12 protein-coding genes are annotated in these 12,389 nt (G+C 47.2%); 10 read left to right on the top strand and 2 right to left on the bottom strand.

Annotated elements, in window-relative coordinates; all coding sequences use genetic code 11:
* Window positions 1-113 precede the first annotated feature (113 nt).
* Genes RJ60_RS14405 through RJ60_RS14360 form a run of 10 tightly spaced genes read left to right on the top strand, consistent with a single transcriptional unit; the run spans window position 114 to window position 8,890 of the window.
* Window positions 114-842 carry a class I fructose-bisphosphate aldolase gene (locus RJ60_RS14405; RefSeq protein ID WP_180979979.1) on the top strand — a complete coding sequence of 243 codons (729 nt, stop codon included), beginning with the start codon at window positions 114-116 and terminating at the stop codon, window positions 840-842.
* Window positions 839-1,822, top strand: a complete 984-nt coding sequence (locus RJ60_RS14400; protein WP_103135216.1) for a sugar-binding transcriptional regulator — start codon at window positions 839-841, stop codon at window positions 1,820-1,822. The genes RJ60_RS14405 and RJ60_RS14400 overlap by 4 nt, the downstream gene beginning before the upstream one ends.
* On the top strand, window positions 1,819-2,778 hold the full coding sequence (locus RJ60_RS14395; protein WP_103135215.1) for an alcohol dehydrogenase catalytic domain-containing protein: 960 nt from the start codon (window positions 1,819-1,821) through the stop codon (window positions 2,776-2,778). The genes RJ60_RS14400 and RJ60_RS14395 overlap by 4 nt, the downstream gene beginning before the upstream one ends.
* Window positions 2,779-2,786: 8 nt before the next feature.
* Window positions 2,787-3,686, top strand: coding sequence for a carbohydrate ABC transporter permease (locus RJ60_RS14390; protein WP_103135214.1), 900 nt, complete (start codon window positions 2,787-2,789; stop codon window positions 3,684-3,686).
* Window positions 3,683-4,522 (top strand): carbohydrate ABC transporter permease, encoded by an 840-nt coding sequence (locus tag RJ60_RS14385; RefSeq protein ID WP_103135213.1) that lies wholly within the window; start codon window positions 3,683-3,685, stop codon window positions 4,520-4,522. The genes RJ60_RS14390 and RJ60_RS14385 overlap by 4 nt, the downstream gene beginning before the upstream one ends.
* 13 nt (window positions 4,523-4,535) lie before the next feature.
* On the top strand, window positions 4,536-5,774 hold the full coding sequence (locus RJ60_RS14380; protein WP_103135212.1) for an ABC transporter substrate-binding protein: 1,239 nt from the start codon (window positions 4,536-4,538) through the stop codon (window positions 5,772-5,774).
* A complete protein-coding gene (locus RJ60_RS14375; protein WP_103135211.1) occupies window positions 5,771-6,541 on the top strand; it encodes a sugar phosphate isomerase/epimerase in 771 nt (256 codons plus the stop codon). Before RJ60_RS14380 ends, RJ60_RS14375 begins: the two co-directional genes overlap by 4 nt.
* A gap of 12 nt (window positions 6,542-6,553) precedes the next feature.
* Window positions 6,554-7,516: a hypothetical protein gene (locus tag RJ60_RS14370; protein WP_103135210.1), complete on the top strand. Its 963-nt coding sequence runs from the start codon at window positions 6,554-6,556 to the stop codon at window positions 7,514-7,516.
* A 49-nt stretch (window positions 7,517-7,565) separates the two neighbouring features.
* Entirely contained in the window at window positions 7,566-8,525 is a 960-nt protein-coding gene (locus RJ60_RS14365; protein ID WP_103135209.1) for an ADP-ribosylglycohydrolase family protein, read from the top strand.
* On the top strand, window positions 8,525-8,890 hold the full coding sequence (locus tag RJ60_RS14360) for a hypothetical protein (RefSeq protein WP_103135208.1): 366 nt from the start codon (window positions 8,525-8,527) through the stop codon (window positions 8,888-8,890). Before RJ60_RS14365 ends, RJ60_RS14360 begins: the two co-directional genes overlap by 1 nt.
* 1 nt (window position 8,891) lies before the next feature.
* On the opposite strand, the gene RJ60_RS14355 is transcribed toward RJ60_RS14360, so the two are convergent.
* Both RJ60_RS14355 and RJ60_RS14350 read right to left on the bottom strand, forming a co-directional pair.
* Window positions 8,892-10,490 carry an IS1634 family transposase gene (locus RJ60_RS14355; RefSeq protein WP_103135207.1) on the bottom strand — a complete coding sequence of 533 codons (1,599 nt, stop codon included), beginning with the start codon at window positions 10,488-10,490 and terminating at the stop codon, window positions 8,892-8,894.
* 259 nt (window positions 10,491-10,749) lie between these two features.
* A complete protein-coding gene (locus RJ60_RS14350) occupies window positions 10,750-12,144 on the bottom strand; it encodes a DUF1254 domain-containing protein (protein WP_258006362.1) in 1,395 nt (464 codons plus the stop codon).
* Between the last annotated feature and the right edge of the window lie 245 nt (window positions 12,145-12,389).

The raw sequence follows: 12,389 nt of genomic DNA, 5'->3' as shown, positions 1-12,389 counted from the left end.
GATTATTTGTGATGCATATCGTGGAGTTTGCATTTGGTGCAGCGTCTCTGGTATAATTATTATGAACATTTGTTATGCACAAATGTGTATTTAAGATAGGGGATGTGATTATCTTGACCGGACTGGCGAGAAACACCGCAAAGCTCTTCTCAAATGACGGGAAACTCTTTGTCGTCGCTCTAGATCATCCACAATTCTTCGGGCCGCTGGACGGCCTGGAAAGGCCGCTGGAGATACTGGAAGGACTCGCTTCAACTGTTGCCGATGGCTTCATTGTCAATCCCGGTTTGATAAAGCTAATGGACCCGGATCTTGTGGCAGCCAAGAAGCTTATCGTGCGCTCATCTCTTGGCGGAAGCAAGTTTTCAGACTACAAGACAGTGCATCCAATAGTTTTCGGGGCAGATACGCTTGTCAACTATGGTGCAGATGCGGCAATTGTAATGCTTATTCTCGGAAGTCACGATTACGATTCCATGGAGAACGTCGCCAGAGCAATAGAGGAGTACCACTCGCTGTCGGTTCCTGTCATTGTCGAGATTCTGGCTGAGGATTTCTCGAAAACGGGCGATCCCGAGCTGGTTAGAACTGGAGCCCGAATAGCGGCCGAATTGGGAGCGGATGTTCTAAAGGTCTTCTTCACGGAAGACTTTTCCAGTGTCATTGAGGGTTGCCCTGTGCCGGTAATACTGGCTGGAGGCCCGAAGAATCTCGACGCTCTCTCGATGGCCAAAAGCGCAAAGGAGTCTGGAGCAAAGGGACTAGCATTTGGAAGAAACGTCTTCCAGAGTGCAGATCCCGTGAGTCTCGTTTCTGAACTTGACAGAGTATTGAGAGGGTGATTCAAATACCAAGATCTCTTGATGATTCTTTGATGCACAGAATAGCCGTCATGTATTATATCGAGAATCTCAGCCAGGAACAGATCTCGGTCAGAGTTGATCTGTCAAGACCTCAGATTTCGAGATACCTGAAACGTGCCAGAGAAGTAGGTATGGTCGAGATCAATATAAACGAACCGTATGATAAAAAGCTCGATGAACTCGCATCTGGTATCAAAAGAATTCTCGGTCTTCAAGAGGTTGTCATTGCACCGCTTGGAAGAGGAAGGAGCGGGGCGTCTCCGGAGTTACTTGATTCAATTGCGGCCAGAGCCAGTTCCTTTCTGCCGTCTTTGATTGCTGATTCAAACGTAATCGGTGTAGGCTGGGGAAGAACTCTATATAAGACTGTTCTCCTGGTTGATAATCACGAGCAATATGCGTTACACAAAGACAAGCTCTTTGTTCCGCTAATTGGAGGTATAGGTCAAACTGCGCCCTTTTACCAGGTGAACAATATGGTTGACAGGCTTGCCGAGAAATTCGGGGCCAGAAGAGTATTTTTCAATCTCCCTGCTTTTGTGAACGGGGGAGAGATTTACCGTCAAGGTCTTTCGCCGAATTCCCTGAGCGTCATAGAAGAACATTGGGCCAAGCTAGATCTGGCTATTGTGGGTCTTGGAACACCCAGGGGAGCTCTCACGGCTGAGATAGAGACTTCCATTCTTGAGAAGCTCAGATCTCAGGGAGCAGTCGGCGATATTCTCGGTCAGTTTCTAGACGTCGAGGGCGAAATTTGCGAATCTGGTATGGAAGAAAACCTTGCCGGTTTGCCGATATCGAGATTGAAGAAGGTAAAGAGAGTAGTCTGTCTTTCCGGCGGAAAGGAAAAAGTCAACGGAATAGTCGTCGCTGCTCGGGCAGGTTATTTCAATATTCTGATTACCGATGAGTTCACAGCCAGAAGTATTCTGGAAATCACAGGAGGCGATTGTGGATGAAGGCGCTCTTCTATCTCGGTCCGGAAAGGCTTGAACTGAGAGAGATTGGAAAACCGAAAGGTGATGTGGTCATTAAGATTCTAGGCGCGGGTGTCTGCGGAACGGATTTGAAGACCTACCTGAAGGGCCATCCTATGTTCAAACCGCCAACAATACTGGGACACGAGTGTTACGGAAAGATAGTCGAACTCAATGTTGATATGAAGAGCCTCGAAGTGGGTGACACAGTCGCTGTCGCTCCATATGCAGAATGTGGCAAGTGCCACCTCTGTGAAATTGGTGTTCCAGAGCTCTGCAAGTCGAAGACATATTTGGAGACCGGATGCTTTACCCAATACATTGCCGTGTCACGTGAGCATGCATCCAGAGCTCTCTTCAAGGTCACAGACGATCCTGCACAAATCCTTGCCGAGCCTCTCGCATGTGTCTTCAACGGATTCGAAAAGCTAAGAGTGAAACCCAGGAGATTGCTTGTAGTGGGCGGTGGTCCGATGGGTGTCTTGTTTGCACTTCTCGGAGTCTCTGAGGGCTGTGAGACCTTTGTGATAGAGAAGTCCGCCTGGCGACTTGAGCACATCAGAAGTCTTGGGATCGAAGCGGCAGACAGACCTCCCGAAGGGCTTTTCGACGGCATTATCTTTGCCGTCAATATTCCCGAGCTCGTAGGACAGTACACGCGGCTTGCCAATGACGGCGGAAGCCTTCTTCTCTTCAGCGGTTACCCCAAGGACTCACTGATCGAAGTAGATTCATACGCAGTTCATTACAGAGAGGTGAGTGTGGTCGGTAGTTTCGGCTTTGCGTTGAAGCACTTCGAAAGGGCTGTAGAAACGCTTTCATCTCAGGTTGAGCTCTTCAAGAGACTTATGACCCATAGATTCGACCTGGAGAACGCGCCGAAGGCCTTCGAGATTCTGAGTAAGGGTGAAGCCATGAAAGTTTTCTTCGGGATGTGAGTGAAAACATGGTGAAGAGAATCCGGCCCAGGTATAAAGCCAAAGAGGTTGCGGTTGCCTTTGTCTGTCTCTCTCCTGCACTCTTCCTGGCAACGGTCTTCGTGGTCATACCTCTGGTCAGTGTCATCTATCTGAGCTTCACGAACTGGGACCTTCTGAGGGAAACAAAGAGATTCATAGGATTCAGTAACTACCAGTATATCTTCAGGGATGAAAAGTTCCTTAAGTCGATGCTGAATACTCTCTACTTTGCTGCCGTGAAAATTCCTCTAGACCTTGTAGTGTCACTTTTTATCGCCCGGCTTCTTGATCGAAAGATCTTTGCGAGAAGATTCCTGAGAGCGTCATACTTCGCCCCGGTTGTTCTTCCCATGGTCGCCGCATCTCTTATCTGGATATGGATCTACGACCCCTCGCTAGGACCTTTGAATCAGATACTGTCTCTCTTTGGTGTCAAGCCGATTCGCTGGCTCTACGATCCCGAGTGGGCAATGCCTTCAGTGATATTCTTTGCGCTATGGAAGGGCCTGGGTTATGACATAGTGATCTTTCTCGCCGGTCTTCAGGCAATACCGGAGACTTACGCAGAAGCTGCAAAGATAGACGGTGCAAGCGAGCGGAGAATATTCTTCAAGATAACTTTGCCGCTTCTATCGCCGGTCATTTCCTTTGTAATTCTGATGGGGATAATCAATTCCTTCAAGATATTCACACCTATTTCTGTCATGACTCCGAACGGAGGCCCTCTCTACAGCACCGGTGTCATGGTCTTTTACATCTACCAGCAGGCCTTCCAGAGTTTCAAGATCGGCAGAGCTTCGGCCGCGGCCGTCGTGCTGTTTCTCATGATACTCTCGCTGACGTGGGTTCAGAGAAAGGCCGGTAGTAAGAGGGGGATCTACGAATGAAGAATGGAGTACTTAAGGCCGAGAGAAGAAGAAATCGGATCGCCTTTTTAATACTTCTTGTGGGGCTTTTCGCAATGTTATTTCCATTCTTCTGGATGATTCTGTCGGCTTTCAAGACACAGGCGGATGTCTATTCCTATCCACCCAAATGGCTTCCCAGCTCTTGGAGTTTTGACAACTTTGCACGGGTCTTCAAGATGGTTCCATTCGGGAGGTATTACTTTAACAGCATACTGGTTACTACATTGTCGACTGTAGGCCAGATATTCGTCTCGATACTTGCAGCTTACTCTCTGGCAAGGTTGAGGTTTCCGTTCAAGAACCTGATTTTCATGTTCATCGTCGCGACCATGCTTATGCCTTTTGTCGTCACTATGATTCCTACCTTCTTGATAATCAGCAGTCTGAAATGGATCGACACTTATCAGGGGCTGATCGTTCCGTTTCTGTTCAACGGGTTCTCAATAATCTTTCTTGTACAGTTTTTCATAACCGTTCCGATGGATCTGCAGGATGCGGCGCGCATAGATGGTTGTGGTTACTTCGGCATACTATTCAACGTTATACTGCCCAGCACCAAGCCAGCTATATCCACGATCGCGCTCTTCACCTTTCTGGGACACTGGACAGAGTACCTCTGGCCCCTGATAATCATAAACAACACCGATATGCGTACATTGCCAATAGGTTTGAGATATCTGATGACCGAGGGAAGCAGCGATTATCAGCTAATGATGGCGGCTTCAGTAATGGCTATTGTACCGGTGCTTATCGTCTACATGTTCTCTGAAAAGCAATTCATCAAGTCTATAACGATGACAGGACTGAAATCCTGAAGGGGGTGTTTTTGTGAAGAAAGTACTGTTGTGTATCATGGTAGTCTCAGTAGCGGTTCTCACAATGGCCGTTACAGAGATAACGTTCTGGTATGCCCTGAGCGGCGCATCTGGAGAGTCGTTTAAGGCAATAGTCGAGGAGTTCAACACCAGTCAAAACGATGTTCTGGTCAAACTTGTTTATTCGGGAAACTATGCCGATACCGCCCAGAAGATCACTGCGGCTCTTGCAGCCAACACATTGCCAAATGGAGGCATAATACCTGCCGGGCCGATCTTTACCGGCGCGAGGGGGAACTTCGTCCTTCTCGATTACATGCTTAAGGATCCCGAATTTGACATGGATGACTTCTACCCGGCGCTGTGGGATTACTCGAAGTACGAAGGAAAGATCTGCGCAGTTCCGTTCAACATAAGTACGCCCGTCCTCTACTATAACAAAAACCTTATGAGAGCTTCGGGACTGGACCCCGACAATCCTCCGCAGACCTGGGAAGAATTGCTTGAAGCGGCAAAGGCCATAACCAGGGATACAAATAACGACGGTATACCCGATATCTGGGGAGTCGATATGTCCGATCCTTCATGGATCTTTAAAGCCTTTCTGCTTCAGAACGAGAACGAAATCATAGATGTCTCCACGATGACTCCGCTATTCGATAATCAACGGGGAGTAGAGGCTGCTCAGTTCTGGAAGAGGCTAATCGACGAGAAGGCTATGGCCGTTGGTCAGCATTCGCTCGCCGAGAAGATGTTCCTTGGGGGGACTCTGGGATTCTATATGGGTAGTTCCAACAGGATCGGAAGATGGCAGGGAACGACTAGCTTCGAATTTGGAGCCGCTTTCCTTCCTGCCGGCAAGGTAAGAGCAGTACCCATAGGAGGGGCCGTGGCAGTTCTCTTCCCGAAGACAGCGAAAGAGGATGAAGCGACCTACAGGCTGATAAAGTGGTTGACTACGAGCGAGAACGCAGCGAAGTTCGCAATCGAAACCGGCTATCTGCCTACGAGAAGATCCTCGCTCGAACTGCCGATAACACAGGAATGCATGGCCTCTACTCCTATGTGGAGAACAGCATTCGAACAGATGGAGTTTGCCTTCGCATACTGGCATTTCAACGAGATGGGAACCATGGACAGCCTTATATGGGAAGCTCTGGAGAAGATAGAGAGAAACGTAATGTCTCCGGCCGACGCGATGAAGTGGCTGTCGAAAGAACTTGAAGCCGAGATAGAGGCGAATCTGGAATGAGAATCTCCTTCTCTACCGCTGCCCTTTATCCCAGACCAACTCTGGAAGCGCTCACGATGATTGGAAAGAGCGGTTTTCGTGAGGCCGAGCTGATGCCACAGTGTCTTGAAGAGACGAGACCGGCCTTTGCGCGAAAGGCTTTAGAAATTGGAATAGAGGTCAGTTCGATTCATTTCCCGCTGGTATTCTTCTCCCTTCTGTATAACCCTTACCCGGGAATGATAAGAGAAGCCAGGACTATGGCAGATGGACTGGCCGCTTCTGCAGAGATTCTTCGCAGTGAGATAGTAGTTGTACACGCATTACCGAAGATGGATAGTCAGAAAGCGAATCTCTTTGAACGGCCGGTTCTTGACAATTTGAGATACCTTGCCGACAGACTTGAAATGTCGGGAGTAAGATTGGCCATCGAAAACAACCCGAATACGCTGGCAGACACAGCCGGCGGACTGATAGGTTTTGTGAAGACTCTGGCTCACAGAAACGTTGGCCCGATGGTCGATACTACTGAAGCATGGGAGGCAGGAATCGATCCGGCCTGTTTCATCCGTAGCGTTAAGCCGATACATCTACATCTGAGCGACCATTCGGGTGAGCAGAAGCATGTTCCGGCGGGAAAGGGCGAAGGCGATTGGAAGAGAATCATGAAAACTGTTAGAGAGCTAGGCTACTCCGGGATCTATGTGTTAGAACCGGCCTATAAGAACTATCTCGAGACTACCGAGAAAGAACTGCAGAAGGACCGGGAGTTCCTAACTTCGCTGTGATGGAGTCTGTTGATGAGGATTGGCATTGTCTTTAACCCGCTCGCAGGGAGAAGAGAGCGGTTCAAAGTAATCGCTCTGAAGCTGTTAGATAGGTGTCAAGAAGCTTCCCTGATTACTGGCGGCCTAGACTATGGAGAGAGCTGGTTCGACCGCGGAGACTCTCTCGAAATCGTTGAGATTCACGGTCCGGATTTTTCCGAAAGACTTAAATCCTGTCTTGGTGGATTTCTGTCCAGAAAAGTCGATCTCATCGTCGGTGTGGGTGGGGATGGATTCCTCGCCCACATCGGCGCTTTCATCATAGAAGGGCATTACACGATTCCGCTACTGGGCGTTTGTGGCGGCACTGCAAATGTAGGTCCGCTGCTTGGCTTCAATGAAGATACCCTGGATAGACTGGACCTGGCTAACCTAAATTGTGCTAGAGTCTCGGCTTTGTACGTTCAGAGCGCCGGGAGAAGAACTTTCTACGCTTTCAACGATATAGTTATTGGTGACACGTTTCTTGGAACGATCGAGGGAAAGATGACCAATCTGAGTGCTCGAGCCTTTCTGGAAGATGGGATAAAGCTTGAAAAGAAGCCTTCAGAAGAAATAACGACAGCCGATTTTGCGCTTCTCAAAAACGGTGTTTCTCAATCACTACCGTGTTTCAAGACCTTGCAGATAGTTGCTTCTCCTCTACTGGAAAGCCGTCATTATAACGGTAAGGCGATCACCGGAGCTCTCTGCTTGGCCCCGTTTTTTCCAGTCTGTGGAGCAGTATCTCTTCTGGACACAGTGATAATTGACTCGAAACTCGAGTCGCCACCAAAAGCGATATCCATACAACAGCTGCTATTTGGAGAAAAAGATCGTATAACAATAGAGGGGCTCTCTTCGTATCTCGTGGTCGACGGCAATGTCTGCTACGATATAGGCGGAGAGATCTCGATTGGTTGCCTGCCAGAGGCGGTATCAACCGTCAGACTTTAAAAAGAATTCACGGTTGATTAATCAATGCTGAAAGGAGAAAACAACATAAATGTATAAATATCATAGGGCTCTTGAGGCGCTTGCAGTTGGTGACGCGCTTGGAATGCCGACTGAGTTCATGACCAGAGAGTATATTAAGCGGAACTTCGGGTTTGTGAGCGAGATCATCGATCCACAGTTCTCTTTGATTCACCAAAATTTGGCCAGGGCATCGGTAACTGACGATACCGAACAGAATCTCTACCTCATAGAAACCTACTGTGTTAGCGGCGAAATAACTATCCAGAACACTGTCAATGGTCTTCTGTCATGGCTAAAAAAAAGTGGAGCAGATAGGAAAGGCTACATAGGTCCCAGTTCAATGAAGGCTCTAAAGGCTGGGCTGGCCGCGACAACCTGTGGTGATCCTATGAGAGCTCCCTCCGCAGCTCTATGCAGTAAAAACAGTTGTGGGCTGGAACTGGCGGAAGATATCTACAGGTGTTCGGTGCCAACACACAACACCAGCACGGCCATTGAAGCTGCTATGGCTATCGGTTTTGCCGTAAAAGCCGCTGTTGAGGGTGAAAATGTGAGAAATATACTTAAAGCAGCTGCAGAGGGAGCAGGTTACGCTACCAGGTTTGGAGCTCCCGAGTTTGCTGGTCCTTCAACTCTCTGGCGGACCAGATTCTTCACACGTAATCTGTTCAGGTGTAACGACGTTGAAGAGATTCTCGATACGCTCTACTTTATCAACGGGACAGGTCTTCAGTCAAACGAAGTGGTTCCCGCAGTTCTTACGATATTCAGCAAAGCAAAAGATGATGTATGGCTGGCGATAAGAATGGGCGCTTCCATCGGCGGCGATACGGACACAATAGCGGTTCTAGCTGGTCTTCTATCGGCTCTGAATGCCGGGGAACACAATATCCCTATTCAAATTGTAGAAGATGTGGTTATGACAAACAGGTTGGATCTATCTCGCTACTCAAGTCTAATAACGAAAAGACAGCAGATGATTCCGTAATGAGCGGGGTTTTTCTGGGAAGTATTTCTATCGGTTTTGTCTTCTGCGTTGTGAACATGATACTGATACCGCTTCTGAACGGATACTTCTCTTCGGACGTTTCAGGACTTACTATCTCGGCCGGGATGCTTGTCGCAGCCATAGCAGGGCCGTTTATTGGAATATGGAGTGACATAATAGGGAGACGATTGCCTTTTATTGGAGTTTTGATATGTATTGCCTTTACCGGTTCTCTTATGCTTACCGGCCGAAGCATTGCAGCGATATTTGCCGGCGGGATCATGGTAGCCTTCTGTGCCTACAGTCTTCTGGGGCCTTATTCATCTTATGTCGCAGACAGTGATGTGTTTCCTGCATTCCCGTAAATTATAACGAGGGAGATTTCACACCCAGTTTGGCGTAGATATCCTTCTGCTTTTTAGTGACTTCTCCGATCAAGCGGCCATGTTCAGGAGACTCAAACCTTTCAATAGTGTCCAGTTCGTCAAGGAGACCCTGCAATGTCCAGTTCTGAAAGAGACCGGTGTCCTGCATCTTCTTCTTTATGTAAGAGAGATAGATAAGAGCCACAAACTGGACAAACAGCTTTCCATTCAGGGATAGTTCAGAGGAAACCTGCATTCTCCCGAAATTCAACCGGTCTTTCAGGTTCCCAAACCTCTTTTCCACTATGTCTTTACTGCGATAAAGCGATAAGGCCTCGAAGGGATCGTTGACTTCATTGGAAAGCAGTGCGAAATAGCCATAGTTTCTTGCCGCTTCACGCATCGCCTCTTCCTTCGCTGTGACTTTCCTGCCCCTTTTGGTAAGAGTAAAGTATTTGTCGTACTCCTTAATACTGTATTCCTTGAGTTTGTTGTTCTTCAGGTCATTGTATAGTCTGCTCAGATAATCGTTCATCTCGGTCTGATCTTTGGCAGCCTTCTCGGGATTGTAGAAAAGATGTAGATATGCTCGCCTTTTCGAGCTTAATACGTCCCCTTTGTTTGGTCTTTCCTGTTCATACTCCCACTGTATTGTTCTACACAAACCATATACTCCGAACTGAGGTTGCAGATTCGACCATAGCTGAAGGTTATCGCGTTCTTCTTCGAGGACCTCTTTCACATAGTTAAGATTCAGTTTGACACCTATGATGAATTTCTGGTGGTTCTTGAAGAGCAGATTGATGTTCTCTCCGCTGTAAAAGCCTCTGTCAAGAAGGACACTGACCTTTTTGTATCCCATGACATTGAATTCAGCCATGAGCTGCTTAACTGTTTTCACATCGGTGATATTGCCTGGAAGTTTCCGGTAGTAAAAGGGAAGTCCAGACTGTTCACCGAAGAGAAGGGCAAGGTTGATTTGAGGTAGTCTGTCGTACTCTTTGTTTCTTCCCTTCTTGACCTGTCTCAGTGTCTCTGAATAACTGGAGATGGAAGTGATGTCAAAGGCCCAGTATTCTTTCTCAATTCTGCGTCTGCCCTGCTTCTTGAAGAACATCATCCTCTCTTCTTCGGAAATGGATTGGAACAGCTCACTGCTGCGCTGTGATGGTATGTCTCCTCCATAAGGATGGGCATGCAGTCTCTGCCAATGAGAAAACCTACTGAGTGAGTTATTCTCTTCGAGAATAAGATAATAGGCTACCGATAGAATCATTTTATAACGGTCGGGAAAGCAGGCTTTCAGATCGGCTGCGACTTCGGTGATCTTTCCAACCTGATCTAGAAGATAGCAAGCACCATAGAAATCCCTTCGGATTTTCGTTATGGGAACTGGACCCAGCTTTTTCAAAATGCCATCCTTCTGTTCAGACCCCTTCCTGTATGGTCTGGTCGGTACGATTTCTCCAGTGTCTGGATCCAGCTTGCCGATTAAGGTTCTCTTGGCTCTGGACTGTTGTTTTTCCCTGTCCCAATAGGCTTCGTTTTTGTAGACATATGTGATTCCTGTTTTCTTATTTTTCTGGTAGACAATTCCCATCTCTTCACCTCGTTACATACATTATAATATATAACGAGGGATAAACCTATAGAAAATAACTCTAACGTAGTCTTTTCAATGCCTCACGAAGATTTTCATCGTTAGACTTTTCGGGAACTTAGGCCTTAAGGGAGGACTTAAGATCAGATTCATCAAGAGCTAAACACGGCATTCACGCAAGAACAAGACTCAACATATGAGTACCGTTGAACTCGCTGACTTACAGGTAATGATGAGGAAAAAGAGGGTACTCTATGCTCTAGTCTGTCAGTCGAGACTTCTTCACTGCGGGTGGGCAGTATAGAGGATCGAGTCCCTCAACTGCAGGGATGTAGATCCTCATAGTTATTGTAAACAGTCCATCTGGTGCTGGCAACCAGTTCGACTCCTTGTCCGGCCCGGGTGATTCGTGCTGCAGGTAGAGTACTAGTGATCCGTCTTCTTCGTAGATCAACTCAGATCTGTCTCCGATTGAATACCTGTTCAGGGAATTTGAAACCATCATCTGATCCATGTCATACATTGTTATTGACCAGAATCCCCTGGGATCAACCGGCGGCATCTCTTCCTTCGAAAATGAAAGCTTGTAATTGAATCTCGAAGCATCCAGTAGGTCTCCGTCGCTGTCAACCCTGCAACTAGGGTAGTAGGCCTCTTCGAGATCATTTCCGAAAAGTCCTATGTGAGCAGCGGCAGCCCTAACAAGATACATTCCCTGCATTCTCTCTCTATCACCGAAGATTCGTTCGGACATCGTCCATCCATTTCTGATCGTTCCCAAAACAGAACCTGGATTGTATATAGAGTTACGAGCTTCGGCAATTCCTAAATCAATTGCTTCTCTTACCGGTTCGGTCAGTCTAGACGGATCGAACGGATAATCCGGACCAATTCCTATTTTCGAGAAGCTATCGATTAGGTTTTCCTCTGTAGGATGAATTTCCAGTTGCCCAAGCAGGAAATTGAAGTATGCAATGAATCCGATAGAATCAACAGCTTCTTGGTCAAAAGGAAGAAGAAAATCGTCTAGAAGAGGAGGTGACACATCGCCAGCAGAATCACTCAAAGGTCTCAGAACATAATTCTCCTGTATCTTCAATACTTCTTCAAGATCTCCCGGTAGCTCGCTATTCACGGCTGTCCTAACTAAACAGTAGACAAAGTTTCCCTCGCTAACGAACATTTTCTCAACATCTGAAGGTACTTCTCCTTCCCAGTTGGGTCCCGCAATCATTATTGTCAATGGATCTGAGCCGGTGACCCTAGTACCTGCGTAAGCAAAGTTATGAGTGTACATGTCTATGAACTGGAATGAAAAGTAGCGATCGGGTACTGGCGGAATCTCCACTACAACGGGCTCACTTCTTAGATCAAGCCACGCAGACGAATAAAGTGTGTCGTTGTTTGAGCGCACTATGAGTCTGCTATGGGGACCAAATAGGTTCTTAACGTGGGTTAATGAATTGAATCCACCTCTTTCCGTTACCTGAACATACATCGTTCGGTAGTTTTCTAGCATAGGATATGCAAAAACATAGGCCTCGTTCGCCAATTCCTTCGCTTCGTCAGGATCAACTGTCAAGCTCTGCTGCAATGCAAAGGCTGATAAGACGAGCATCAAAATCATTGACCACGAAAGTAATACTTTCCTCACAAGATACAACCCCCTATCTCCAAAAGCGACTAGGCTAACAATTGCCTAACCGGAGCGTTTAAAATAATCCTGAAAAGAATCTCTTGTGAATCAGGATTCTCACTCCAAAATACTATCATTTTGATTCTTCTCAGATGCTATCTATAGATCACCCACCAATTGTTGATTTGATATTTATCGGTATCGTTCACAGTGCCACAGTTGTAGGAAGAGGTGGAACTAATATAAACCTGATGATACGAAAC

Source organism: Mesotoga sp. B105.6.4 (assembly GCF_002896535.1).
In the GTDB taxonomy this organism is placed as follows: domain Bacteria; phylum Thermotogota; class Thermotogae; order Petrotogales; family Kosmotogaceae; genus Mesotoga.
This window is presented reverse-complemented; position numbering and strand designations above follow the sequence as displayed.